Here is a 24547-nt window from a genome sequence, read left to right as displayed (position 1 = left end):
GGTCAGTCGCGGAGCGCGCGATCGATGATCGTGTCCACGTGCGAGAGCGCGTGGTCGAGGTCGAAGCAGCGCGCGATTTCGTCCGGGGCGAGCAGCGCCGCGACGTCGGCGTCGGCGGCGAGGTTGTCGCGGAAGCGCCCCTCGCCCGCGATCGCGCGCATCGCGCAGCGCTGCACCAGCTCGTAGGCCGCCTGCCGCGGCCTGCCCTTCTGGACGAGCGCCAGGAGCACCGCCTCGCTGAAGAAGAGCTCGCCCGTGCGATCGAGGTTCTCACGCAGCTTCTCGGGGTAGACGACGAGCCCCTCGACGAGCCCGGCGGCGCGGTCGAGCATGAACCCGAGCGTCGAGGTCGCGTCGGGCGCGATCATCCGCTCGACCGACGAGTGCGAGATGTCGCGCTCGTGCCACAGCGGCACGTTCTCGAGCGCCGGGATCACGGCCGCGCGCACGACGCGCGCGAGGCCGCACAGGTTCTCGCTGAGGATGGGGTTGCGCTTGTGGGGCATCGCGCTCGAGCCCTTCTGGCCCACGGTGAAGCGCTCCTCCGCCTCGCGGACCTCGGTGCGCTGCCAGTGCCGCACGTTCGTCGCGAGCCGCTCGATGCCCGCCGCGATGAGCGAGAGCGCGGTGAAGAGCTCGGCGTGGCGGTCGCGCGCGACGACCTGGGTCGAGACCGTCTCGGGGCGCAGGCCCAGGGCGGCGAGCGCGCGCTCCTCGATGCGCGGCGACAGGTGCGCGTACGTCCCGACGGCGCCGGCGATCTTCCCGACCGCGATCGCCTGGCGCGCCGCGAGCAGGCGCGCCCTGCCGCGCTTCATCTCCGCGAGGTGGCCGGCGAGCGCCAGGCCGAACGTGATCGGCTCGGCGGCGATGCCGTGGCTCCTGCCGATCATCGGGGTGCGCCGGTGCTCGTCCGCGCGCCGCGCGAGCGCGCTGCAGAGCTTGTCGAGCCGCGCCGAGAGCAGGTCCGTCGCGCGGACGAGCAGCACCGCGAGGCTCGTGTCGAGCACGTCGCTCGAGGTCATCCCCCGGTGCAGCCACCGCGCGCCCTCGCCCGCGAGCTCCTCGACGTGCGTCAGGAAGGCGATGACGTCGTGCTTGACGGTGCGCTCGATCGCATCGATCCGGACCGGATCGAGCGTCAGCTGCTTCGCGCGGATCCCCTTCGCGATGCCGGCGGGCACGAGCCCTTCGGCCTCCATCGCCTCGCACGCGGCGAGCTCCACCTCTAGCCAGGTCGAGAATCGGGTGGCGGGCGACCAGAGCTCTTCGAATTCAACAGGAGTGTAGCGGGGGATCATGGGCGGGACGCTGCGAAGGTCTGGAGGGTGCGTCAAGGATGGAGTGGTCCCGGGAGGTCCGGGCGCGCGCGGGCCGGCTCGCGCTGCTCGCCTGCGCGCGCCACGCCGCGCGCGGGCCGCGCCGTCGGGCGGGGCGCTTGCGGACGCGCGGCGCGCGGCAAACGTTGGCGCGATGCCAACCGAAGCACCGGCGCCTGCGCGCGCCGATCAGGGCAGGTCGTTCGCCCGCACGCCGCACGCGGCGGGCGACGCGCCGCCAGAGACGCTGCCCGCAGGGGCGAGCGAGCCGAGCGCCATCGGCCAGGCGCCGGCCGCCCCGCGGGCCGAGCCTGGGCGCCGCGAGCCGGCGGGGCGCGCCGGCGGCGCGGCCGCCGCTGCGAGCGCGCCGGCTGTCGTGAGCGAGCCGGCGCCCGCGAGCGAGCCGGCCCGCGCGAGCGTGCGCGCGGGTCGCCGGCTGAAGTCGTACATCGTGGTGGTCGCGATGGACCTGTCCGAGCCGGGCGGGCGGGCGTGGCGCTTCGCCTTCGATCTGGCGGCGCTCCGCGGCGAGACGGAGATCCACGCCGTGGTCGTCGGCCCGCGGCAGGTCGCCCCTGCAGTGCGCGACGTGACGACGCCGGGCGCGTCGTCGCCGCCGTCGCTCCGCGTGCTCCAGCACCGGTTCGCGGACGGCCAGGCCCGGCTGATGGCGATGCACTTCCGAACGGGCCGGCCGGACCGGGCGATCGTCTCGCTCGCCCGAGAGCTCAGCGCCGATCTCATCGTCGTGGCCACGCACCCTCAGTCGCGCCTGCAGCGGCTCTTCGGCGGCTCGACGGCCGATCGGATCGCGCGGAACGCGCCGTGCCCGGTCGTCGTCGTGCGCCCCAAGGAGGACGACGACGCCGACGCGGCCGACTACGACCCAAGGCTGCGCTGACGCGGAGGCGCGCGGCGGACGACCGCGCGCTCGACGCCTGTGCGCGGACCTACCGGCCGCTCGATGCCCCGCGCGGGCTACCGCGCGCTCGACGCCCCGCGCGGGCTACCGCGCGCTCGACGAATGCGCGTCGACCTGCGCCGCCGGGTCGAGCTTGTCGGGCGCGCTGACGCCCTCGGCCTTGCCCCCTTCGCGCGTGTCCGCGTAGCCCCACGCGACGCCGGCCGCATCGACGAGGAGGTTGTTCGCGTCGCCGATCGGCATCGGGTCCATCACGAGGACGTGCCCTCGCCGCGCGAGGTCGTCGAGGGCGGCCTGCGGCGGAGGCGTCAGCCGCTCGACGCGCACGCGATCCGGCATCCACTGGTGGTGGATGCGCGCGTGGCGGACCGCCTCGTCGATGGTCATCCCGTGATCGACCAGGTTGCGGAGGACCTGCGCGACGGTGTTCGGGATCGTGTCACCGCCGGGAGATCCGAGGACGAGCGCGACCTTGTCGCCGCGGCTCACGAGGGTGGGCGTCATCGAGCTCGCCATGCGCTTGCCCGGCGCCACCGCGTTGATCCCCGTCTCGGAGAACGCGCCCATCGCGTTGGCGAGCAGGATGCCCGTGCCGGGGATCACGATCCTCGCGCCGAAGCTCGCCGACAGCGTGGTCGTGCACGAGACCGCGTTGCCCTGCGCGTCGATCACCGAGAAGTGCGTCGTCTGCGGGGACTCCTGCGCGACGGGGCCCAGCGGCGCCGCGATGTCGCCCGCCGGCGTGGCCCGCTCCGGGTCCACGGGCGGCCTGCGGCGCATCAGGTAGGCCCCGTCGAGGAGCTGCGCGAGCAGCTGCGCCGTCTCGGGCGCGACGAAATCGGGGTCGGCGCTCACCTTGCGCCGATCGGCGTACGCCCGCTTCGCCGCCTCGACGAACAGGTGCAGCGACAGCCCCGAGTCGACGGGCGCCTCGTGCGCCTTCAGCCGCTCGAGCGTGAGCATCATCTCCGCGAGCGCGACGCCGCCCATCGAGGGGGGCGGCATCGTGTCGACGGTGAAGCCGCGGTACGAGAACCGGAGGGGCACCCGCCACTTCGCCTGGTAGGCGCGCAGGTCGCTCTCGCTGATGTGGCCGCCGTGCTCACGCATCGCGCCGGCGATCTTCCCGGCGATGGAGCCCTCGTAGAACGCGCGCGGCCCCTCCGCGGCGAGCGTCTCCAGGGTGCGGGCGAGATCGAGCTGCCGCACCAGCTCGCCCTGGGCGACCGGCGCCTTGCCCCGCCCCCAGATGGCGCTCGCGGCCCGATCGGCCTTCAGCCGCGGCCACGCCCAGCGCAGGGTCAGCGCCTGCCGCGCGCCGAGGCGGTGCCCCTTGCGCGCGAGGGCGATCGCCGGGGCCAGGAGCTCGGCGAACGGGCGGGAGCCGAACCGCTCATGGGCCAGGGCGAGGCCGGCGACGGAGCCCGGGACGCCGGCGGACGCATAGCCGTGCGCGCCGGCGCGCACCATCGCCATGTTCGACTCGGTGGTCACCGACGCGGGCGCGGCCTCGCGGAAGTCGATCGCCTGCGTCTCGCCGTTCGCGAGGTGGACCAGCATGAAGCCGCCGCCGCCGATGTTCCCCGCGCTCGGGTGGGTCACCGCCAGCGCGAACGCCACGGCGACCGCCGCATCGACCGCGTTGCCGCCGCGCCGCAGCACGTCCGCGCCCGCGCGCGTCGCGTGCTCCTCGACCGAGGTCACGAGCCCGGCGTCGCCGCGCACCGCCCGCGGGCCGCCCGAGGCGAGCGCGATCGGCGGCTCCGGCGGCGTCGGCTCCGGCGCCGCGGCGTCGGCCGTGGGCGCCGCCGCGGCGCTCGCGGCCTGCGGCGCGGCGCTCGCGCTGGCGACGGCCGGCGCGGCGTCGGCCGCGAGCGTCGCGGGCGCCGCCGGGTGCGGCGCGGGCGGCGTGCGCGCCTCGCAGCCTGCGAGCAGCGCGAGGGCGAGCGCCCAGCTCGGCTTCGAACGACGGAGCAGGGTCATCAGGGTGGGCGCGAATCTACTACGGTGCCGGAGAGCGCTAGGCCAGGCCGCGCGGGGCGGCCCAGCCTGGGGGATTCGTTCAGGACGCGAGGATGCGCAGACGGCGCGCGCCGGATCCGCCTCCGCCGCGCGCCGTCTGGAACGCCGGATCTCGCTCAGGACCGCTTGCGGCGGCGCGCGGCGGCCACGCCCACGCCGGCGACGAGCGCCGCGAGCCCGGTGCCCGCGAACGGCGCGGAGGAGGACCCCGGCGCAGCGGCGCAGGAGACGCTGGCCTCGGCCTCGGCGTGGGCATCCACGTTGATCTCGAGCGAGCTCAAGTAATCCAGGCAGTCCTGGAGGCTCCCGACGACGTCGACATACTGACCGTTGCAGAACAGGGCGCCTTCCGGCTCCGAGCACTTCGTCTTACACCCGCCCTGGAGCTCGACCGTGCAGTCCGCATTGCAGTCGATGTCGCAGTCGAAGTTCGCCTCGGCCTTGCACTCGCCCTCGCAGCTCGCGTTGCATTGTGCCTGGCAATCCGCGCTCGGCGGCGTGCCCTCGCAGCTCGCGCCGCACTCGCCGTCGCAGCTCGCCTTGCAGGCCCCCTCGCACTCCGCCTGCGAGCCGCTGCCGCTGGCGCTCGCCGAACACTTGGTGCTGCAGTCCCCCTTGCAGCTCGCCGAGCAGCTCGCCCTGCAGTCGAAGCTCCCGGGATTGACGTTGCAATCCGCTTCGCATTTCCCGGAGCAGTCGACGTTGCAGGCGGCGGTCGCGCTGGCGTTGCAATCAGCTTCGCACTTCCCGGCGCACGCCGCCGTGAGGTTGACCGGCTTGCAGCTCACCTCGCAGCCGCCCGAGGTGCGGAACTCGCAGTTTGCGCTCGCTGCGAGCTGGATATTTCCACAAGCCTCCGGGCCGGGCGCCGCCGACGCCGACGAGGCGATGGCCAGAGGGATCGCAAAAGTAAAGGCACTCACAAAAAGCTGAGCAATGGTCCGTCGCATGCCAATTCTCCTGGGTTCAGAGCGCGGGTTCCGCGTGTGGTCTCCGCAGGTGTTGCAATCGGACGACCAGCGCCACCCTTTGAAGCATTTCCCAAGAAAAAAGTCTCGCTGCTCGTGACCGCTCGGCCACAGCGTATCTCCGCGTTCACGGTCCCATGATGCGCCCTGCCACACGAAGGGCATGTCCGGGCAGGTGAGGACACCTGCGACGTGGTGATCAGCGGCTCACAGTGTCGGCGATTTGCCCTGTTCCGTAGCGCGCCACCACGCCCTTGCGGGCTCTGCCGGGTGTCGGCTGGCTAAGGAAGTCCCCGCCGACCGCCCAGAAGGCCCCTTCCCTGTCGGCCCAGACGGCGTGGAGATCCGCGTAGGGTTCCTTGGTGAACTCATCGATCCAGGCCCCGTCGACGAGGCGCTGCTTGAGTCCCCCATAACCGACGATCGCGACCTCCCCCGGGCGGCCGCAGGCGACGCCGTTCACGTCGTTCGTGAGCTCTATCTCGAGCCGGCGCCACGATGCGCCGTCCGAGCGGAGCACGTCTCTCCCGCCGACCGCGTATACCTCTTCACGGCTGCAGCCGGCGGCCGTGAACAGGGTGCCTTGCGCGATCGGCGGATCGGATTGCACTTCCCAGGTCGAGCCCGCGCGGTGCCAGATCACGCCGAACTCGCCGACGGCGTAGAGATCCTCGGAAGATTCACCCCATACCTTGTAGAGCGCCCGGCCGGTCGCCACCGGCAGCGGCTCTCGCGACCATGCGCTGCCGTCCCAGCGGAGGACGATGTCCTTCTCTACATCCGCGCCGCTGCCGGGCATGCCGCCGACGGCCCAGGCATCGTCGGGTGAAAACGCGATCACGCCCCACAGCGTCGCCTCCGTCCCCGTCTCGTGCTCGGTGAACGTCGCTCCGTCCCACCGCGTGGCGCGGCCGCGCTCGCCGACCATCCAGACGTCCTGCGGACCGGAGCCGGCCACCCACCAGAAGGTCGCATCCCCGCCCGCCGGGAGCTCGCGCCACGTCGCCCCGTCGTAGTGCAGCGCGAGCGCCCTGAGGCCTGTATTGCCGAGCGGCCCCCCGACGGCGAACACGTCGTCGGGCGCCGTCCCCCAGATCGAAAGGACCGCTCGGTCGAGATCGTCTTCGTCGAGCAGCACGCGCCAGGCGGGCGGCTCCTGCTCAGGAGGCTTCGCAGGATCACCGGGGCAGCCGGCGAGGGCGATCGCGCCGAGCGCCGCCAGTGCCATGGAGTGAAAGCAGGTGCGCATGGGATAGAAGACCAGCCTGGAGAGGTCCTGCCGGCGCGCCGCCGATGTCGGCCACCCGCGTCCGCCTGGCGCGCCGCCACGAGAGGCTCAGTTGCAGAACACGTCGTCCTGCTTCGGATAGTAATAGACGAAGATGTTGCAGTGCTCGTTCTTCTCGACGATCGGCCCGAACGTGTAGCAGCAATCGAGCGACTCTTCGGCTGTCCCGTTCTTGGTCACGTCGTAATCGTCGAGCCCCTTGCACCCCACGGACGGGTCCGGTTGCTGCCACTCGAAGGTGCATCCGTACCAGACGCCGCCGTTCGTCGGGAGCTCCCTGTCGAGCTCCGGCGACGTGAGCATCGGCGGGTCGTCCCACGCGGTCGATGTGTAAAAGCGATCCGAGGCCGGTGGCGTGCCGATGGTCTTGCCGTCCCATGCATACATGTCGAACCGCGTGCCTCGGCTGTGGAAATGGCCGTTGGCGCCGATGATCTTCACGGGAGAGGGGCTGTTGATCTGGCACGAGCCCTCGAACGTGGGCGTCGGGTTCGACTGACAGACACGGATGGATTGCTTGGTCGCGAAGACGGTGCCCATCTCGGCCTTGACCTCGGCGTCGGGCAGCGCCCAGAAGTTCACCCGGACGCGGCCGACCGCCTCGGGGGTCTTCTGCGACGTCGCATTCACGTAATGCGTCTGCAGCATCAGCCACTCGTCGGGCGCGAGGACGTTCGCGACGCCCTCGGGGAACTCCCAGTCGACCTGGCCGTTCTGCTGGGAGTTCGCGATGAGCGGCCAGTCGGCCCAGTTGGGGCTCTTGAAGCACTCCCCCACCCCGTTCTGGTTCTTCTGGATGCGCCCGCCCTCGGGCCCCAGCCCCTTCACGGTCTTCACGCGGAAGATGTTCATGTGGTGCGAGCCGTCGCGCTGCGCGATCTGCACGCGGTGGAGGTTCACGGGCTTGGCCGGGTCCAGCCCGTTCGACGCGGCGAGCTCGCTGACCTTGAAGAAGTAGCAGTCCTGCTGCTCGACCCCCGCCGGCACCTCGGTCTCCTCGGTCTGCATCTGGAAGCCCTGGCCGACCGGCGGCACATCCAGCAGCGACTCGTCGACCGGCACGGGCGTCACGTCCCCGCCCCCGTCAACGCAGGCCACGGCCCCCAGGACGACGGGAAGCAAACCAAGCGTCAGGCATCGAACAGCCATGAGTCCCTCCAGGCAATCGCGCAGCGATGAGGAGAAGAGATATACACGGCTGCGCAATTTCAGGGCGATCGCGTCACGGGGCGGGCAGGGTTCCGTCGGGCGCCGGGGTGTCGTGGCCGAGCGCTGGCCGGTGCTGCTAGGATGTGGGAGAGGTTCAACCATGGCGGCGCCCAACAAATGCGGTCCACACACCGAGCTCGCCTCGAACGAGGCGACGCGCATCACACGGTGCGGGTGTGGCACCGTTCACGTGACACTCATCGGCCCTGGCGTGACGTTTCGCATGCCAGCGGACGCGTTCCGGGGCGTCGCCTCCGGGCTCAAGGCAGCGGCCGAGCGGCTTGACGACGACCCGCGCTTCGGCACGACCTCCATCAATTAGCTTGCGCGCCCGCTGCGGAGCGGCCTACCAGTGGCTTCGCCGCTGAGATCTCTCTCCTCGGATGGCCGCTGGTCGAAAGAGGGCGCCTCTCGTGTACGACGACGACGCGGAGCACTGGGTCGGCAAGACGTTCGCCGGGACGTGGTGGATCGAGCGGGTGCTCGGCACCGGCGGCATGGGGAGCGTGCTGCTCGGGCGGGCGGCGGACGGCTCTCAGGTCGCCCTCAAGGTGCTGCACCCGGAGCTCAACGCGATCACCGAGGTGCGGAAGCGCTTCCTGCGTGAGGGGTTCATCGGCAACACGCTCGGCGGGGCGGACGCGGTGCCCGGCGTGGTGCGCATGCTCGGCTCCGGCGAGACGCAGGAGGGCCTCGCCTACCTCACGATGGAGGCGCTCCAGGGCGAGACACTCTTCGATCGGATGGCCCGCACAGGGACGATGCCGGTCGGCGAGGTGCTCGCGCTCGCCGACCAGGTGCTCGAGACGCTGGCGATCGCGCACGCGCGCGGCGTCGTGCACCGCGATCTCAAGCCCGAGAACATCCACCTCGGCAACGACGGGCGCGTGCGCATGCTCGACTTCGGCATCGCGCGCGTCGTCGACGGGCTCACCGGCCTGCCCGAGAAGACCGCGACCAAGACGGGCATGATCATGGGCACGGCGACGTACATGGCGCCGGAGCAAGCGACTGGGCTCATCCACGACATCGACGGGCGCACCGACCTGTTCGGGCTCGGGGCGACGATGTTCCGGCTGCTCTCGGGCCGACAGGTGCACGGCGAGGTGACGGAGGCCATGGAGGTCATCGCCGCCGCGACCGAGGCCGCGCCGCCGCTCGCCTCGGTCGCGCCCGGGATCTCACCCGCCGTCGCTGCCGTGGTCGATCGCTCGCTGGCGTTCATCAAGTTCCATCGCTACCCGAACGCCGAGACCATGCGCGCAGACGTCCGCGCTGTACGCGCAGGCGCGTTGCCTCCGTATGCGCAGGCCGTCATCGAGGGGCGGATCCGCGCCGGCCAGCCCATATCTCAGCCGGCGCCTCCGCTGCACGCGGGCGGTTCACCGAGCGCGCGCCCGCAGCCCACCGTGGTGGAGCCGGCCGCGGCCCCTCGCCATTCGCATTCGATGAGCCGACCGGAGCGAACGCTCGACGACAACCCGTCGGCGCCCTCCCGCTCTGGCGCGTCGCTCTCGCAGCTCTCGACGGGCAAGCTGCTCCTGCTCGTCGGCGGCGCCTCGCTCGTCACGGGCGTCATCGTGGCGGTGATCGTCGTCCTGCTGGTGATGAGATGAGCCGCTGACGGGCCGCGAGCGCGCCGCCAGGGGCGCGCTCGTCGAGGTGAGGGGATCGTCGGTGGAAGGTGCAGGCGGGGCCGCTGGGCCCCGCCGCGGTCACGCGCGCTCGTCGAGCGGCGTGTAGTCGACGGCGTTCTCGCCGGTGTAGATCTGCCGCGGACGGCCGATCTTGCCGGTCGGGTCGTCGTTCATCTCCTTCCAGTGGGCGATCCAGCCGGGGAGGCGCCCGAGCGCGAACATGACGGTGAACATGTTCGTGGGGAAGCCGAGCGCGCGGTAGATGATGCCGCTGTAGAAGTCGACGTTCGGGTAGAGCTTCCGCTCGACGAAGTACGGGTCCTTCAGCGCGGTCTCCTCGAGGCGCTGCGCGATGTCGAGCAGCGGATCCTTGATGCCGAGCTTCGCCAGGATCTTGTCGGCGGCCGCCTTGATGAGGACGGCGCGCGGATCGTAGTTCTTGTACACGCGGTGGCCGAAGCCCATCAGGCGGAAGTTCGAGGTCTTGTCCTTCGCGAGCTTGACGAACTTCGAGACGTCGCCGCCGTCCGAGCGGATCGCCTCGAGCATCGTCACGACCTCCTGGTTCGCGCCGCCGTGGAGCGGGCCCCAGAGCGCACAGATGCCAGCGGCGACCGAGGCGAAGAGGTTCGCCTTCGAGCTCCCGACGAGGCGCACCGTCGACGTCGAGCAGTTCTGCTCGTGATCGGCGTGCAGGATCAGGAGCAGGTTCAGCACCTTCACGATGTCCTCGTCGATCTCGTACGGCTCCGCCGGGACCGAGAACATCATGTTGAGGAAGTTCGCGCAGTACGAGAGCGAGTTGTGCGGGTAGACGAACGGCTGGCCGATCGACTTCTTGTACGAGAACGCGGCGATCGTGCGCACCTTGGAGAGCAGCCTCGCGATGGTGATGTCGAGGTGCTCGGTGTTCTTCACGTCGATCGCTTCCGGGTAGTAGCTCGACAGGGAGAGCACCATCGCGGAGAGGATCGCCATCGGGTGCGCCGTCGACGGGTAGCCGTCGAAGAAGCGCTTCATGTCCTCGTGGATCAGCGAGTGCCGGGTGAGCAGCGTGGAGAACCGGGACAGCTCGCTCTTGCTCGGCAGCTTGCCGTAGATCAGGAGGTACGAGGTCTCCACGAAGGTCGACTTCTCGCCGAGCTGCTCGATCGGGATGCCGCGGTAGCGGAGGATGCCCTTCTCCCCATCGAGGAACGTGATGGAGCTCGTGGTCGAGGCCGTATTGACGAAGGCCGGGTCGATGCAAACGTACCCGGTCTTCGAGCGAAGGGATGCGACGTCGATCGCCTTCTCCCCCTCGGTGCCCGTGATCACAGGCAACTCGATCGTCTGCTCCCCACCGTTCTTCTTCAGCGTTAACTTCGCGGTCTCCTGCACGCCTCCTCCTTCCGCCGCAGCGCGGCGTAAGCTATCACGGGCCGAGGGAAGAATGCTTCCCCGAGAAAATGAGGTGATGCATTTGAGCGAGCCGGTCGTGCGGGGGGAGCTGGCCCACCACCCAGAGGCGCCTCGGTTTGCGGCCGAGGTGCGCCGAGTCCACGGGCGTTACGCCGACGAGGTCGTCGCTCGCTACCGGCTCTGCCCGTTCATGCGCGACGCCGCAACCGGATTCGGTCGCTTTTACGTCCTGCTCGATCGCGAGCCCGTCCTGGAGACGGCGCTGGCGGCCATGGAGGAGGCCGACTCCGCGGTGGTGCACCTGGTTCTCCCGTGCATCCATACTCCGTCGCCCCAGTTCGAGCGCTTCGCATCGCGCCTGGGTGAACAGCTGCGGCGGCGCTTCAGCCCCGCGCCGGTACTGGCCGCGTTCCACCCCGAGATGGCGGGGGACGAGACGAACTCGCACCGGCTCGTCGGTCTCCTCCGACACGCGCCAGACCCGTTTGTACAAACGATTCCAGAGGGGCTGAACCATACTGGGACCGTCCTCGCGGGGGCAGGCGTCGAGCCTGCGGTCGACCCCGCCGAGGACAATTACCGACGCCTTGAAGGGGCAGGGATCGCCGCAGTCAAGATCAGGCTCGCGGAGATCATGGCAGATCGGGACTCGAGTTATGCGCCCTTCCTGGCGAAGCTCGGGCTGACCCGCCCCGGCCCGCGCTTCAGCCCCCTTCCAACACGGTAGCGCGCAGGCGAAAGGCGCAGACGAAACACCTGCGAAACGCGCGCGAAACGCGTGTTGCGCGTGGTGCACGGGTTGATGAGCCTTGGGTCAATCCGCAGGCGAGCGGCGCGGCGCCGGGCCCGATCCGTCGGACCCGGCCTTGGCCTCGCGCTCCGCCATGAGCGGCATCAGGTACGGAAAGCCGGCCGCCATCGTGTCGAGGTGGGGATCGATCTGGGCGGCCAGCCAGAAGAGGAGCACGCAGGCGCGCTCGACATAGAACCAGTCCTCCGGGTACTCGAACGACCGCATCAGCTCCTGGAGCTCACCGCGCTCCAGCTCGGGATCCGCGAGCCGCTCCAGCTGCTCGGGGCGGGCGCGCATCAGCGCCGCCGGCGTGCGATCCCGGATCTTGAGCAGCTTCGCGAAGTAGGTCTTCACGGTCCTCTCGAGGAGCGCGTCGTTGCCCCCGGGCGCGACGAAGCCCATCCTCCGGAAGCCGCGCACGACCGCCGCGTCGTCCTGCGCGAAGATGCCCTTCAGGATGTCGAGGAGCCCGTCGATGAGCTCGTCCTGGGCCTCGCAGCTCGCGCCGAAGTCGAGGACGACGAGGCGAAAGCCGCCCTCCTCCGCGCTCCGTGGGGCGACAAGGAAGTTCCCCGGGTGCGGATCGGCGTGGAAGAAGCGATCCGCGAAGAGCATCTTGTAGAAGGCCTGCACGAGCCTGAGCGCCACGTCCGAGGGCTCGACGCCCGCGCTCTGGAGCTCGTCGAGGCGGGTGATCTTGATGCCTTCCATGAAGGTCATCGTGAGCACGTCGCGCGTCGTGAGCTCGTGGACGACCTCCGGGAACGCGACGCCCGCGTCCCCCTCGAAGTTCTGCGCCATCCGCTCCATGCACGCGGCCTCGTGCAGGTAGTCGGTCTCCCGGCGGAGCAGATCGACCAGCGACTCGTGCACCCGCTCGATGTGCCCCACCGGGACGAACCGCTTGTAGACGAGGATCGCGAGGCGCAGGACGCGCAGGTCGACGGCGATGATCCCGCGGATGCCAGGGTAGAGGAACTTGACCGCGACCTTGCGGCCGTCGCGGAGGCGCGCGACGTGGACCTGCCCCAGCGACGCGGCCGCGAGCGGCGCGCGCTCGATCGACGCGAACAGCTCGCCCGCCGAGCGGCCGAAGCTCGCGCGCAGCGCGGCCTCGAGATCGCTGAACGGGTGCGGCGGCACCTGGTCCTGGAGCTGCTCGAGCTCCTTGCCGTAAGCGCGAGGCAAGAAGCCGCCCATGATGGACAGCACCTGGCCGAGCTTGATGAAGACGCCCCGCAGCTGGAGCATGACGCGCAGCAGGCGCCGGGCGTTGTTCTGATCGACGCGGGCGCGGCGCGCGACGAGCCAGCCAGGCGGCTCACCCGCAGGCGAGCCGCGCCCGAGGCGCCTCGCGAACACCCGCGCGAGCCCCAGCTGGATGAGGTAGCTCGTCAGGATGACCGAGAACGCGAGCAGCGCGCGGAAGAGTCGGACGGCGAGCGTCATGTGCGGCAAAGCAGCCGCACCATGCTACCGCAGGGGCAGCGCGGGGCCAGCCGTGCTCGCCCTCGCCCTCAGCGATGGGTGAACCCCGGCGAGGGGGCCGCCGCGGGCCTCCGCCGCGCAGCGGAGCCCTCCCGCGAGCCGGAGAGGCTCAGGAGAGCGAGTCCTTGATCGCCTTGATGGGGCGGGCGCGGACCGACTTGCTGGCCGGCTTGGCCGCGAACGTCATCGGCTGCTTCGTGAAGGGGTTGATCCCCTCGCGCGCCTTGGTCGCGGGCTTCTTGACGACGCGGAACTTCGCGAAGCCGGGCATCGTGAAGATGCCGTTCTTCTTGAGCTCCTTGTACGCGATGTCGGTCAGCGACTCGAGGATCGCCTTGACCTGCTTGCGCGAGATCTCGTTCTCGTTGGCCTCGACCACCGCGTTGATCAGCGCGCTCTTGCTGAGCGACGTGCTCTTCTTCCCATCCGCCTTCTTGGCCGCCATGTTCATTCCTCCTGAGGTTTGTGCCCTCTTGCGGGCCAAAGGAACCACAACGGCCGCCGCAGATCCAGTGTCGAATCGTCGATCGGAGCTACAAAAGAAGGGGTTTCATGCCCCGGGGGGCGCGTCGCTCCGCCGGAGGGAGGGCCGGGGGGCCCCTGGCACGGGCCGTCAAATCCGCGGGAAAACAGCCCAAATCGCCGCTCCTCCAGGCCTCACGCGCCCGCCGCGAGGGAGGTCGGACGCCGGGCGCTCGACGTAGGAGATCACCCGAACCCCTTCCGTTGAAGGCGATCCTGGTCGCCCGGGCGGCCTCTCCGGGTCGAGCCTCCTCGGCCGACGGCCCTGCTCGGCTCACCCACGCCCCGCCCACGCCCGAGATCGCGCGCGTTTGCGCGCGTGGGGCGAGCCGAGGCCCCGCTCGTTCACGGCCCGCGACCCCGCGGCGCGCCTCGCGCCGGCGCGCGCACGCGGGGGACGGCCGCGCGATCACCGAGCTCTAGCGGCGGCTCGCCGCCGAGCCCGCGCCCCACTTCCTCTTGGCGGAGAGGCCCAGGATCGTCAGCGACTGGGGCGCCTGCGTGAACTCGATGACGTCGCCGAACCCGACGCTCACCGAGTGGATCGGCCCGTCGAAGAAGAGCTTCGCGTCGTGCGTCTTGCTGCGCACGACGAGCGAGGCGCCCGGCTGGATCAGGGCGTGACGGAGGCGGTACTCCTCGCCGTGGGGGGTGTAGGGCTCGCGGACGACGAGCTGGAGCCGCTTCGACGTGAGCGGCAGGACGCGCCCGCCCGCGGAGCGCTGCGCGGCCGTGGATCCGGCCGCGGGGCCGATCCAGAAGCCGCTCGACTTCTGCTCCTCCTCGGCCCGGCCGAGCCGGAGCACGTAACGCGACGTGGCCGCGGGGGAGACGTGGCAGAAGAGCGCGTCGTTCAGGACGCGGCCGGTGGCGAGCTTGTCGTTCACCGTGACCTGCATGCGGGTGAGCACGGTGCTGCGGAGCGAGCCGCTCAGCGCCCCCGCGATCGCGTCCGCCGCGTCGCGGCTCGTCGCGCCGCAGAAGAAGCCGACGGAGTGGCCCGGCGCGCTGTTGATGCCGAGGATCGGCACGTCGCCGACGTTGTGGGACGCGCTGAGGAGCGTCCCGTCGCCGCCGACCGTGATCACGAGGTCGAGCTCGCCGGCGTCGAAGGACTGCGCCGCGCTGGCGACGACGTCGATCTGGGCCCCGATGTCGTCGAGCGCCGCCTTGACCTCGCGCACGGTCTGCTCGTGCGCATCGTGCGACGCCTTGAGGCGCGCGACCGCGGAGTCGCCGGCCTCGATGAGCCGCGTGATGCGCGGGTCCTTCCGCTCCTCGCGGTAGATCTTCCAGGCGGAGCGCTTCACGACGAGCGCGACGCGGGGTGGACGCCGCGGCGCGGGCGTGGGGGATCGTTCCGCCATCAGAGCTCCGCGAGGCGCCGGAGCGCCACCTCCGTCTTCGCGTCCTCGATCACGCCGCGGCGGGTGAGCTCGATCGCCTGGTCGAGCGGGACCGCCGCGATGGCCGCGAACCGCTCGAGGGGGGAGCCGTCCTCGAGCGGCGTCCCCTGGCGGGCCGGGTCGACCTCGACGTGAAAGAAGAAGTGCCGCTCGCCCACCATGCCCGGCGCCGGGAACGTCGACGGGCCGAGCGGCTGGAGCGCCGACGGGGGCACGTCGAAGCCGACCTCCTCGAGCAACTCGCGCGCGGCCGAGCGCTGCAGGCCCTCCGGGCTCCGCTCGTCGAGCTCGACGAGCCCGGCGGGCAGCTCCCAGATCGCGCCGAGCGTCGGCGCCTCGGGGATGGGCCACGCCTCGGGCGGGCGGGTCGCGGCCGGGGGCCGGAACGCCGAGCGGAGGAAGACGTGGCGGCGCCCGTCCGCGCCGCGGTAGTGCGGGGCGATCACCACCGCGTCGAGGCGGGTGCGATCGACGCTGTCGTAGGTGAACGGGTCGCTCAGAGAGCCGTCCGGGAACTCGACGTGGAACACCTGGCGTCGCACGTTGAGGAAACCAGGGCCGTCGAGCGAGGGGATCGTCCGGACCAGCTTGAGCGCGAGCTTCGGGAAGGGAGGTAGCGGCATGCGTCGAGGCGCGAAGCATAGCGCCAAACGACCGCCGATCGCGATGCGGCTCGTCCCCGCGCCCGCCGCGCGCTCGCCCCCGCGCTCGGGGCGGCCCCGGGCTCAGCGGAGCACGAGGACCCAGACGTCGTAGAGCGCGTGGGTCCAGACGGCCGGCGCGAAGCCGCGGAAGACGTAGATCGCCGTGAGAACGAGCCCGCACACCATGCGGAACACGAAGGAGGGGAGGTTCCAGGGATCGCCAAGCGACCCGACATAGTGCCAGCCGGAGAAGACGGCGGCGGCCACGACCGCCCAGCCGACCATCAGCACCACCCCCTGGACCCCCTTGCCGAAGAAGAACTTGATCCCGAGCGCGCCCAGCCCGTAGAGGCCGACGCGGAAGGCGATCTCCTCGTAGAAGCCCGCGCCGAGCGACATCACGACCCCGGTGAAGATGTCGTTCGACGCGGCGGGCGGGCCGAGCCGGAGGGAGCCGACCACATAGGAGCCGGCGAAGCGCATCAGGATGGCGTAGAGCGCGCCCTCGGCGGCGAGCAGCGCGAAGCGCCTCGTCTGGAGGGCGTGGCCGCGGCCGAGGATGGAAAGGACGAGGACGAACGCGGCGCCGACGGCGACGGTGAGGCCGGCGTAGAGCGGGAGGCTGTGCTTGGCCAGCGCGCGGAGCTCGGCGGTGACCGGATCCGCCGCGTTGCGGATGGGGAGGAAGGCGACGCCGAGGTGATAGAGGACGAAGATCGGCATCGTCAGCGCGAGATCGGTCAGCGCATCGCTCTTCGCGGTGGGCTTGTCGCCGGCAGGGGCCGCCCCCGGCCGGGCGAGCTCCGGTCCGGCGCCGAGCATCAGGACGGCCTCAGGCGGTACACGATCACCAGCACCTCGGCCGACCACATGACGACGTTCAGCACGAAGGGCGTGTCCCGGAGGATCTCCTGGGTGGGGCTCTCCGACTTCGCGCTGCCGGCCACGAGCTGGAGGAACCGGATCCCGCCGAAGAGCGGGTGGATCGCCGTGAGCCAGAGGTACGGGTTCTGGAAGAACCGCTGTGTGTCGTGGTCGAGCGTGTACGCCAGGTAGGTGGCGAAGGTGGCGAGGCCCGTCACGGCGAGCGCCGCCGTCAGGGCGGAGGGCGAGTAGCCATCGAGCGCCGCGCGCTGCTTCGAGGCGTTGACCGAGGCGAGCTCGTGGCGGCGCTTGCCGAAGCCGAGGAAGAGCGCGAGCAGCGCGGTGCAGGCGATCATGAAGCCGGAGAGCGGTGTCCTCGTCGCGAAGCCGCCGGCGAGCACCCGCAGCACGAAGAAGATCGCGATGCAGCCGACGTCGAGGTAGGCGATCTTCTTGAGCCGGAACGAGTAGGCGACGTTGAGGACGTAGTAGCTGGCGGCGACGACCGCGAAGAGCGGCGGGCCGAGCAGGCTCGCGCCGAGCGCGATGACCGCGAGGCCGACCGCCATCGCCTTGGCGACCGGGATGGGCACGCGGCCCGAGGCGATCGGCCGGAAGCGCTTGACCGGGTGGACCCGATCGGCCTCGACGTCGACGATGTCGTTCAGGATGTAGACGGCGCCGGCGAGCAGGCAGAAGATCGCGAAGGCCCCGATCGCGCTCATGATGATCGAGGGGTGGGTCAGGTGCTTGGCGAACACCACGGGGGCGAGGACGAAGAGGTTCTTCACCCACTGGTGGGGCCGCATCGCGCGGATCATCCCGCGCACACGCCAGAGCAGCGTCCCCTTCGGGGAGTCGGGCAACAGGGGCGGCTGCGCGATCAAGCCGCCCGAGGGGGGCCCGCTCTCCGGCGGACCGGAGCTCGGCGCGCCGGCGCTCCGCGGAGGCGAGGACGGAGGCTTGCCGGCGGGGACGGAGCTCACCGACGCGGGCGAACCGCCCTGCTCGGCAGGCGCCGGCACGTCCGGCGCGCCCGCATCCGGGTGAGCATCGGCGCCGGGCGCCTCCTGAGCAGGGAGGGCTGCGGCGCTGCTGCGAAAAAGGGGCCCCGAGGCGGTCACGGCGCGCGGAGCATACTCGGGCGCACAGGTCCCGGCCATTCCGCGGCAAGTTAAAAGCACAGGGGGCGCCGGCGCCCGAAACCGACGAAATCGACGAAACCGAGCGCCAGCGGCAGCTCCGAAGCCCCTCCAGGCCACGAACCAGGAAGAACGTGCCGCAGCGCACGCGGGCCGGCGGCCACGCAGCGAGGTCGCGAATCTGGGTTCGCACCCGCCAGCCCGGCTCGTGGAACGCAAAATGCGCATCCCCGCAGGCGGGCCGTGACCTCGTGCTACCATCGCCCCCGATGACATCAGCGCTCTCGGTCGCGCGTGAAGCTTCGCCTCTGCTCCTGAAGCTTCGCTCTGCCGTGGAGCAGGCCCTCGAAGGGAAGCCAGAGGCGGTCGAGCTGGCGCTCATCGCGCTGCTCGCCCGGGGCCATGTCCTCATCGAGGACGTACCCGGCGTCGGCAAGACGACGCTGGCCCGAGCGCTGGCCAAGGCCGTGGGGGGCGAGCTCCGTCGCGTTCAGTTCACCAGCGATCTCCTGCCGAGCGACGTCCTCGGGGTCAGCGTCTTCGACCAGCGGCTAGGGCAGTTTGTCTTCCGGCAGGGGCCGATCTTCGCGAACGTGCTGCTCGCCGACGAGATCAACCGGGCGAGCCCCCGGACGCAGTCGGCGCTGCTCGAGGCGATGAACGAGGGGCAGGTGTCCATCGAGGGGACGGCGACGCCGCTGCCGTACCCCTTCTTCGTGCTCGCGACCCAGAACCCGCAGGATTTCGCGGGTACGTTCCCGCTGCCGGAGTCGCAGCTCGACCGGTTCATGGTGCGGATCCGGATCGGGTACCCGCCTCCCCAGGTGGAGATGCGGCTGCTCCTCCAGGGCGGCGAGCCCGACCGGGCGCGGAACGTGCCGCAGATCATCGATCCGGCCCAGCTCGTCGCGCTGCAGCGCGAGGTCGATCGCGTCGAGCTCGACTCGTCGCTCGCGACCTACCTGCAGGCGGTGCTCACGGCCACGCGATCGAGCCCGACCCTCTCGCTGGGCGCATCGCCGCGCGCCGGCATGAACCTGGCGCGCGCGGCCCGGGGGCGCGCGGTCCTCTACGGACGCTCGTACTGTATCGCGGACGACATCCACAACCTTGCGGTCGCCGTGCTGGCGCACCGGGTCCGGCTCTCGGCCCACGCGGAGGGCTACATGCCGACCCGCGACGAGTGCGAGGCGGCTGTGCGCGACCTCGTGGCGCGGGTGCCGGTCCCCCTCTGAGGGGTGGGCGATGGGCGCAGAGGACAGGGAGCGGGGATCAGTCAGCGGCAGCTCCCGCGGCGCCGAGCGCGCCGGCGCAGCGGTGCGGAGCGCCGTCCGGCCGAGCAAGCCGAGGCGCGATAGACCGCTGGTCGAGCAGCGGCCGCTGCTGCCCCCGCGCGGGGACAAGGCGTCGTTGTGGACGAGGCTCCTGCTGTTCCTCAGGCCGCCCCGGAAGCTCAAGTTCACCCGGGAAGGAAAGTACTACCTCGGGATCACGCTGGGCGTCGGCTTCGCGGCGATCAACACGGGCAACAACCTCCTCTACCTGCTGCTGGGGATGCTGCTGTCGCTGATCGTCGTCTCCGGCGTGATGAGCGACCTGTCGCTGCAGCACCTCACGGTGACCCGGCGGCTCCCGGCCCGCGCCCAGGTGGGCCGGGCTCACCTCGTCGAGATCGAGGTCTACAACCACAAGAAGCGCGTGCCGTCGTACGCGATCGAGGTCGAAGATCTGCGCGCCGGCCAGCCGGCCGACAAGCGCTGCTTCTTCCTGAAGATCAGCCCCTCCAGCGCGCAGGTGGCCGCGTACCGGCGGACGCCGGCGAGGCGCGGCCGCGACCGGCACACCGGGTTCCGCATCGCGACCCGCTTTCCCTTCGGGCTGTTCGAGAAATCGCGGGAGGTCGAGGCCGAGGGCGATCTCATCATCTACCCCGCGGTCGATCCGGTCCGGCTCCCGGTCGAGGACGCGGGCCGGCGCGAGGGCGGCGCGAGCCTCAGCGGGCGCGGGGGCGGCGACGAGACCTTCGGCCTCCGGCCGATGCGCGACGGGGACGATCCGCGCGACATCTACTGGAAGAAGAGCACGATGCGCGACCAGCTGGTGCTGCGCGAGCGCACCCGCGAGACGCGGCCGGACGTGCAGATCGTCGTCGACACGGTGCGCCCCGCCGGGGAGGGCGACGCGTTCGCGCCGACCTTCGAGCGGAGGATCCGCGAGGCGGCGTCGCGCGCCGTCGCCCACATCAAGCGCGGCGACGCCGTGGTCGTCGCGACGACGCTGGGCGAGCGGGTGCGCGGCGATCGCAACATCGGCTCCGACGCGATCCTCCGCTTCCTGGCGCTGCTCGATGCGGTCGACGACGGCCGGGCGCCCGAGCGCGGCGCCCGCGCGCCGCTGCGCCAGGGATCGAGCCCGAGCAGCGGTGAGCGCCGCGCCGGCGCGCCGAGGAGCGCGTCATGAGGTTCGGGATGGTGCACCGGGTCATGACCGACGCGCTCGCGGCGCTCGGCGTCATCGCCCTCGTCGCCAGCGGACAGTTCAACCGCTACGTGAGCTGGGCGATCCTCATCAGCCTCGGGCTCGCGCTCGTCGTCCGCGAGTCGTGGCAGCGGCACCCGGCGCTCCGCCACCTCGACACGGGCATCCTGCTGGCGGTCATCGCCGTCCAGGTGGTCCGCATCGTCGCCACCGACGCGAGCGTGCTCGACGTGCTCGTGGAGTTCGCCGCCGCGCTGCAGATCATCCGGCTCGCGACGCGCAAAGGGGCGGCGCACGACCAGCAGGTCATCGTGCTCGCGCTGCTGCACCTCATCGCCGGGACCGTCCTCGGCGGCGGCATGGGCTACGGGCTGTGCTTCCTGGGGGTGCTCGTCGTCGCTCCGGGCGCGCTCGTGCTCAGCCACCTGCGGCGCGAGGTCGAGGGCAACTACCGGCAGGGGGCGCGCGACCGGACGGGGCTGCCCGTGGACGTGCCGCGCATCCTGCGCTCGAGGCGGGTCGTCGGGCGCTCGTTCCTGGCCGTCACCTGCCTGCTCTCCGTCCCGATCTTCGTCTTCACCGCGCTCCTGTTCGTCATCTTCCCGCGCGTCGGCCTCTCGCTGCTCCTGCTCAACCGCGGCCACACCGGGCGGATGATCGGCTTCTCGGGCAAGGTCGACCTCGGCGCGGTCGGCGTGCTGCGCAGCGACCCCAAGCTGGCGATGCGGGTCGAGATCCCCGAGCTCCCCGAGCCGCCGCCCCCGCGCCTCACGATGCACCTGCGCGGCACCGCGCTCGACGCGTACGACGGCCGCACCTGGACCCAGAGCGAGACCTTCAAGCGCCCCACGGAGAGCGACGGAGGGCTCGTGCCGATCGAGCGGTACCCGGACCCGGCGGTCGACCCGGTGATGCGCATCGATCTCGAGCCCATCGATCCGCCCGTGATCTTCCTGCCGCCGAACGCCACGGGGCTCCGGCTCAAGCACCGCGGGCAGCTCGGGGTCGACGCGAACGCGATGGCCCAGCGCGGGCCGGAGGGGGAGCTCAGGTACCAGCCCACGGACGATCGCGGGCTTGTCTACGACGTCTTCCTGTCGCGGAAGCGGTCGCCGACCTTCCAGCGCCTGCCGGCGGCCGAGCGGCGGCGCTACCTGGATCTCCCGAGGGATCTGCCGTCGCGCGTCGTCGAGCTCGCGCAGCAGTGGACGCAAGGCGTGGATCGTCCGGCGGACCGGGCGCGGGCGATCCAGGAGCACCTGCGCACGGAGTACCGGTACGACCTTGCGTCGCCGTCGGGCGCGGACCCGCAGCCGCTCGATCACTTCCTGTTCGAGTCGAAGCGCGGGCACTGCGAGTTCTACTCGACCGCGATGGCCATCCTGCTGCGCGCGGTGGACGTCCCGACGCGCAACGTGACGGGCTTCGTCGGCGGCACCTACAACCGCTTCGGCCGGTTCTATGCGGTGCGCCAGGGCGACGCCCACTCGTGGGTCGAGGTGTACCTCGACGGCGAGGGGTGGATGACGTTCGACCCGACGCCGCCGGCCGACGCGGCGCCGAAGAGCGAGCTGGTCGGGGCCTGGGCGTACCTCCGCGATTTCATCGAGGCGACGAGCCAGCGCTGGGACAGGCACGTCGTCGGCTACGACCTGAACCAGCAGGTGGGCCTGCTCCAGACGCTGACGTCGCGCTACCGGAGGTCCGGATCGAGCAGCGACCTCTCGCTGTCGCGCCCGCGGATCCTCGCCGTCGCCGCCGTCGCGCTCGCGCTGGGCGGCGGCCTGCTCTACTGGCGCTTCCGCCGCACGCGCCGCGGGCGCGAGGAGCGCCGCGCGGACGCCGGCCGCACGCCGAGCGCGATCCTGGCGACCGCGCTCTACGAGGGCCTGGAGGCCGCCATGCTCGTCCAGGGCGTGCCGCGCCCCCCCAGCTTGCCGCCGCTGCGTCACGCCGAGGCGCTGGAGCTCGCGGATCACCCGCTGGCGCGCGAGATCCTGACGCTCACGCAGGTCTACCTGCGCGCCCGCTTCGGCGGGGCGACGCTCACGGAGGACGACAGCCGCGACTTCGAGCGGCGGGTCAAGGCGCTGCGCGGGGCGGAGCGGCGGGCGCGCGCTGCGAGCGACAGCGGGCTCGCCGCGTCGCCCTGATCGCGGCCGGGGACCGGGAAGACGAGGGGAAGACGAGGGGAAGACGAGCGGCGCGCCCGGGGCCGCGGCGCGCGGGCCACGCGGGCTGCGCCGCGCGGGCCGCGTCAACGGCGGCGCAGAGGCCGCCTCGCGATGAACGCCTGCCGGATGCCGGCGACGGCGCGGCGGCTCGGGCCGCCGGAGATGAACGGATCCTGGGGCGCGAGCTCGCCCAGCCGGTCGAGGAACGACTGCGCCACGACGCGCTCGCCCAGCAGGCTCACGACGTCCGACTGGCTTCGCATCGTGGACGCGAGGACGGCCGCCGTCGACGTGTCCGGCACCGCGGCGATCGAGAGCGACTCCAGCACGCGCCTGAGCGGCGCGATCGACTGCGCGGTCGCCAGCTTGCGATCCGAGGCGCCGAGCGGCTGCGGGGCGTACTCGAGCCAGATGCCGGCGACGTTCAGGTGGCCGAGCAGCTTCTTCGACCAGCGCGGGTCGAGCTCCACGTGGAGCGGCCGGACGTCGGCCAGCGTGGAGAGGGCGAACTCGCCGGGCTCGCCCGCGAGCGCGAAGTCGCGCAGCAGCGGCGCGAGCTTGCGCTCGTCGGCGAGCAGGCTCGCGGCGACGTGGCCGCGATCGAGCAGCGGGATCGGGACCACGAGGACATCCGGCCGCTCGCCGCGCGTGATCCGCGCCGCCCACACCCGCCACGTGATCGCCGGCGATCGCACGAGGATCGCGGAGCCGGGATCGAGGCTCCCGTACGCCTCGTCGGTCCAGACCTCGGCGGCCGTCTGCTCGCTCCGATCGGCGGCGAAGCCCGCCTCCTCGCTCGTCAGCGCGACCAGCGTCAGCTGGAAGACGACGAGCAGCGCCGCGCCGCTCCGCGAGAACGGCACGCGCGTGTGGAGCAGCGCCCGCACCGCGGCGTGCGCGCCGAGCGCCGATCCGATGGCGATCGCGGCGACCGCGAGCGAGCGCAGGGGGGTGAGCGGATCCGCGGAGAGCACGCCGGCAGCCCGCGCGGGCAGGAGGGTGTCGAGCGCGAGCAGGACGAGGAAGGGCGCGACGAGCCACCGCGCGCGCGGGCGCAGGAGCGAGAGCGAGAGCCCGGCCGCGGCGATGAGCAGGGAGACGACGCCGATCTCGCGGCTCCACGCGGCGAGCGCCGTGGTGCGGGCGCTCGCGACGTCGAGGGCGGAGAGGCTGCCGGCCGTGAGCGCGCGGCCGATGTCGGCCCAGGCGCGCGGCGCGAGGGGCCTGAGCGCGAGCGGCGCGAGCAGGAGCGCGGCCGTGAGCGCCCCCGCGCCGGCGGCGGCGCCCAGCAGGCGCCGGGGCGGGCCGCCGGCCGAGGCCTCGGCGGGGCGCCCGCTCGCGTGCTGTGCGCCGCCGCGCGCGAGGAACATCGCGTACGACGCCGCGAGCGCGGCGAGGCCGGCGGGGGGGCTCTCGGCGAACGTGGCGCCGAGGAGCGCGCCGAGCGCGATCCACGCGCGCCCGGCGTGCCGCGCCTGCTCGGCGCACGTCGACGCGAGCGCGAGCGTCACGAGCGCGCAGCAGGTGGCGACCATGGCGCCGCCGCCGACAGTCGCCTCGCGCTGCCACGTCGGCGACAGGGCCGCCGTCAGGACGGCGATCGCGGAGAGCACGGAGGCGAGCCGCGGGCTCACGGTGCCGCCGAGCGTGTCCGGCGCGGCGGGCGCGCCGGCGGGGGTCACCTCGGCTGCGCCGCCGCGGAGCCTGCGCCAGAGCGAGAGCCCGGGGAAGGGCGCCGGCCGCGCGGACTCCAGGAGGAGGCGGCGGACCATCCCGTAGAGCAGGCGCGACGCGAGCGCGAGCGCGAGCGCCGATCCGAGGGCGGTGCGGAAGGTGCGTGAGCCCAGCGGGAGCAGGCTGAGCGCCTGCGAGAGCGCCGTCGACAGGCCGCCGCCCACGCCGACCGCGACGAGGCCGAGATCCCGGACGGCCGTGAGATCTTCCCGCCATTGCCCCGAGGAGGCGGCGCGGGCCAGCGACAGCCCGAAGGGCAGCGCGGCCGACAGCAAGGCGAGCGACCGATCGAGCCAGCAGCGTTTCTCTCCGGAGCCCACCGAGCGGCCATGCCAGATCGGCCGCGGCCGGGCCAAGTTCCGGCGCGCGCCGGCGCGCGCTTCGGCGGCGGCGCGCGGCGGCGCCTGGCCCGCGCCGCGCGCCGCCCCGCCGCCCCGCGCGCCGCGCCGCCACCGAAACGCGCACGGGGCCGATCCGCGCGCGGGGCGCGGAGGATACGGAGAGGCGGTGAGCGGCGACCTGGGCTAGAGTCGCCC

Annotated in this window: 20 protein-coding genes; 7 read left to right on the top strand and 13 right to left on the bottom strand. The window is 72.0% G+C overall.

Annotation, left to right across the window (positions count from 1 at the left end; all coding sequences use genetic code 11):
• Positions 1 to 2: 2 nt before the first annotated feature.
• Entirely contained in the window at positions 3 to 1301 is a 1299-nt protein-coding gene (gene purB, locus WMF14_RS44695) for an adenylosuccinate lyase (RefSeq protein ID WP_437796581.1), read from the bottom strand.
• A 172-nt stretch (positions 1302 to 1473) separates the two neighbouring features.
• Between purB and WMF14_RS44690 the strand changes: the two genes are divergently transcribed.
• On the top strand, positions 1474 to 2220 hold the full coding sequence (locus tag WMF14_RS44690; RefSeq protein WP_437796579.1) for a universal stress protein: 747 nt from the start codon (positions 1474 to 1476) through the stop codon (positions 2218 to 2220).
• 105 nt (positions 2221 to 2325) lie between these two features.
• Here WMF14_RS44690 and ggt read toward each other — a convergent pair whose 3' ends face one another.
• From ggt to WMF14_RS44670, 4 genes are all read right to left on the bottom strand, one after another.
• Positions 2326 to 4224: a gamma-glutamyltransferase gene (gene ggt / locus WMF14_RS44685; RefSeq protein WP_437796577.1), complete on the bottom strand. Its 1899-nt coding sequence runs from the start codon at positions 4222 to 4224 to the stop codon at positions 2326 to 2328.
• A 155-nt stretch (positions 4225 to 4379) separates the two neighbouring features.
• Positions 4380 to 5213, bottom strand: coding sequence for a hypothetical protein (locus WMF14_RS44680; protein WP_437796575.1), 834 nt, complete (start codon positions 5211 to 5213; stop codon positions 4380 to 4382).
• A gap of 217 nt (positions 5214 to 5430) precedes the next feature.
• Positions 5431 to 6459 (bottom strand): WD40/YVTN/BNR-like repeat-containing protein, encoded by a 1029-nt coding sequence (locus WMF14_RS44675; protein WP_437796573.1) that lies wholly within the window; start codon positions 6457 to 6459, stop codon positions 5431 to 5433.
• Positions 6460 to 6567: 108 nt separating this feature from the next.
• Positions 6568 to 7668, bottom strand: coding sequence for a hypothetical protein (locus tag WMF14_RS44670; protein WP_437796572.1), 1101 nt, complete (start codon positions 7666 to 7668; stop codon positions 6568 to 6570).
• Between the two features lie 160 nt (positions 7669 to 7828).
• On the opposite strand from WMF14_RS44670, the gene WMF14_RS44665 reads away from it, so the two are divergent.
• Both WMF14_RS44665 and WMF14_RS44660 read left to right on the top strand, forming a co-directional pair.
• The gene (locus tag WMF14_RS44665) at positions 7829 to 8050 is read left to right on the top strand and encodes a hypothetical protein (protein ID WP_272101848.1); all 222 of its coding nucleotides are present in this window, start codon (positions 7829 to 7831) and stop codon (positions 8048 to 8050) included.
• Positions 8051 to 8141: 91 nt separating this feature from the next.
• Positions 8142 to 9344 carry a protein kinase domain-containing protein gene (locus WMF14_RS44660; RefSeq protein ID WP_437796570.1) on the top strand — a complete coding sequence of 401 codons (1203 nt, stop codon included), beginning with the start codon at positions 8142 to 8144 and terminating at the stop codon, positions 9342 to 9344.
• A 99-nt stretch (positions 9345 to 9443) separates the two neighbouring features.
• Here WMF14_RS44660 and WMF14_RS44655 read toward each other — a convergent pair whose 3' ends face one another.
• The gene (locus WMF14_RS44655; RefSeq protein WP_272101850.1) at positions 9444 to 10745 is read right to left on the bottom strand and encodes a citrate synthase; all 1302 of its coding nucleotides are present in this window, start codon (positions 10743 to 10745) and stop codon (positions 9444 to 9446) included.
• Positions 10746 to 10821: 76 nt separating this feature from the next.
• On the opposite strand from WMF14_RS44655, the gene WMF14_RS44650 reads away from it, so the two are divergent.
• Positions 10822 to 11493, top strand: coding sequence for a hypothetical protein (locus WMF14_RS44650; protein ID WP_437796567.1), 672 nt, complete (start codon positions 10822 to 10824; stop codon positions 11491 to 11493).
• A gap of 87 nt (positions 11494 to 11580) precedes the next feature.
• Here WMF14_RS44650 and WMF14_RS44645 read toward each other — a convergent pair whose 3' ends face one another.
• From WMF14_RS44645 to WMF14_RS44620, 6 genes are all read right to left on the bottom strand, one after another.
• The gene (locus WMF14_RS44645; RefSeq protein ID WP_437796565.1) at positions 11581 to 13008 is read right to left on the bottom strand and encodes an ABC1 kinase family protein; all 1428 of its coding nucleotides are present in this window, start codon (positions 13006 to 13008) and stop codon (positions 11581 to 11583) included.
• Between the two features lie 148 nt (positions 13009 to 13156).
• A complete protein-coding gene (locus WMF14_RS44640) occupies positions 13157 to 13492 on the bottom strand; it encodes an HU family DNA-binding protein (RefSeq protein ID WP_012240887.1) in 336 nt (111 codons plus the stop codon).
• 496 nt (positions 13493 to 13988) lie between these two features.
• Entirely contained in the window at positions 13989 to 14936 is a 948-nt protein-coding gene (locus WMF14_RS44635; RefSeq protein WP_272101853.1) for an NAD(+)/NADH kinase, read from the bottom strand.
• Positions 14936 to 15598 carry an NUDIX hydrolase gene (locus WMF14_RS44630; protein ID WP_437796563.1) on the bottom strand — a complete coding sequence of 221 codons (663 nt, stop codon included), beginning with the start codon at positions 15596 to 15598 and terminating at the stop codon, positions 14936 to 14938. The genes WMF14_RS44635 and WMF14_RS44630 overlap by 1 nt, the downstream gene beginning before the upstream one ends.
• Before the next feature lie 102 nt (positions 15599 to 15700).
• A complete protein-coding gene (locus WMF14_RS44625) occupies positions 15701 to 16441 on the bottom strand; it encodes a CPBP family glutamic-type intramembrane protease (protein WP_272101855.1) in 741 nt (246 codons plus the stop codon).
• Positions 16441 to 17607 carry a decaprenyl-phosphate phosphoribosyltransferase gene (locus WMF14_RS44620; protein WP_272101856.1) on the bottom strand — a complete coding sequence of 389 codons (1167 nt, stop codon included), beginning with the start codon at positions 17605 to 17607 and terminating at the stop codon, positions 16441 to 16443. The genes WMF14_RS44625 and WMF14_RS44620 overlap by 1 nt, the downstream gene beginning before the upstream one ends.
• Positions 17608 to 17894: 287 nt before the next feature.
• On the opposite strand from WMF14_RS44620, the gene WMF14_RS44615 reads away from it, so the two are divergent.
• The 3 genes from WMF14_RS44615 to WMF14_RS44605 are packed head-to-tail and all read left to right on the top strand — an operon-like array spanning position 17895 to position 22256.
• On the top strand, positions 17895 to 18860 hold the full coding sequence (locus WMF14_RS44615; RefSeq protein ID WP_044967114.1) for an AAA family ATPase: 966 nt from the start codon (positions 17895 to 17897) through the stop codon (positions 18858 to 18860).
• Positions 18861 to 18870: 10 nt separating this feature from the next.
• On the top strand, positions 18871 to 20085 hold the full coding sequence (locus tag WMF14_RS44610) for a DUF58 domain-containing protein (protein ID WP_437796560.1): 1215 nt from the start codon (positions 18871 to 18873) through the stop codon (positions 20083 to 20085).
• Entirely contained in the window at positions 20082 to 22256 is a 2175-nt protein-coding gene (locus WMF14_RS44605) for a transglutaminaseTgpA domain-containing protein (protein WP_272101859.1), read from the top strand. The genes WMF14_RS44610 and WMF14_RS44605 overlap by 4 nt, the downstream gene beginning before the upstream one ends.
• A gap of 104 nt (positions 22257 to 22360) precedes the next feature.
• Here the strand turns inward: WMF14_RS44605 and WMF14_RS44600 are convergent, their stop codons facing one another.
• Positions 22361 to 24331: a hypothetical protein gene (locus tag WMF14_RS44600; protein WP_437796557.1), complete on the bottom strand. Its 1971-nt coding sequence runs from the start codon at positions 24329 to 24331 to the stop codon at positions 22361 to 22363.
• Positions 24332 to 24547: the final 216 nt, after the last annotated feature.

It is taken from the genome of Sorangium sp. So ce693 (genome assembly GCF_051521375.1).
Classification (GTDB): domain Bacteria; phylum Myxococcota_A; class Polyangia; order Polyangiales; family Polyangiaceae; genus Sorangium; species Sorangium atrum.
The sequence above is the reverse complement of the archived record's forward strand: the minus strand, read 5'-3'. Positions and strand labels throughout refer to the sequence as shown.

Coding starts and splice junctions, on each gene's coding strand:
- WMF14_RS44610 (WP_437796560.1), top strand. CDS start 18,871: ATGGGCGCAGAGGACAGGGAGCGGGGATCAGTCAGCGGCAGCTCCCGC.
- WMF14_RS44615 (WP_044967114.1), top strand. CDS start 17,895: ATGACATCAGCGCTCTCGGTCGCGCGTGAAGCTTCGCCTCTGCTCCTG.
- ggt (WP_437796577.1), bottom strand. CDS start 4,224: ATGACCCTGCTCCGTCGTTCGAAGCCGAGCTGGGCGCTCGCCCTCGCG.
- WMF14_RS44650 (WP_437796567.1), top strand. CDS start 10,822: ATGCATTTGAGCGAGCCGGTCGTGCGGGGGGAGCTGGCCCACCACCCA.
- WMF14_RS44605 (WP_272101859.1), top strand. CDS start 20,082: ATGAGGTTCGGGATGGTGCACCGGGTCATGACCGACGCGCTCGCGGCG.
- WMF14_RS44630 (WP_437796563.1), bottom strand. CDS start 15,598: ATGCCGCTACCTCCCTTCCCGAAGCTCGCGCTCAAGCTGGTCCGGACG.
- WMF14_RS44690 (WP_437796579.1), top strand. CDS start 1,474: ATGCCAACCGAAGCACCGGCGCCTGCGCGCGCCGATCAGGGCAGGTCG.
- WMF14_RS44665 (WP_272101848.1), top strand. CDS start 7,829: ATGGCGGCGCCCAACAAATGCGGTCCACACACCGAGCTCGCCTCGAAC.
- WMF14_RS44625 (WP_272101855.1), bottom strand. CDS start 16,441: ATGCTCGGCGCCGGACCGGAGCTCGCCCGGCCGGGGGCGGCCCCTGCC.
- WMF14_RS44680 (WP_437796575.1), bottom strand. CDS start 5,213: ATGCGACGGACCATTGCTCAGCTTTTTGTGAGTGCCTTTACTTTTGCG.
- purB (WP_437796581.1), bottom strand. CDS start 1,301: ATGATCCCCCGCTACACTCCTGTTGAATTCGAAGAGCTCTGGTCGCCC.
- WMF14_RS44645 (WP_437796565.1), bottom strand. CDS start 13,008: ATGACGCTCGCCGTCCGACTCTTCCGCGCGCTGCTCGCGTTCTCGGTC.
- WMF14_RS44640 (WP_012240887.1), bottom strand. CDS start 13,492: ATGGCGGCCAAGAAGGCGGATGGGAAGAAGAGCACGTCGCTCAGCAAG.
- WMF14_RS44635 (WP_272101853.1), bottom strand. CDS start 14,936: ATGGCGGAACGATCCCCCACGCCCGCGCCGCGGCGTCCACCCCGCGTC.
- WMF14_RS44675 (WP_437796573.1), bottom strand. CDS start 6,459: ATGGCACTGGCGGCGCTCGGCGCGATCGCCCTCGCCGGCTGCCCCGGT.
- WMF14_RS44670 (WP_437796572.1), bottom strand. CDS start 7,668: ATGGCTGTTCGATGCCTGACGCTTGGTTTGCTTCCCGTCGTCCTGGGG.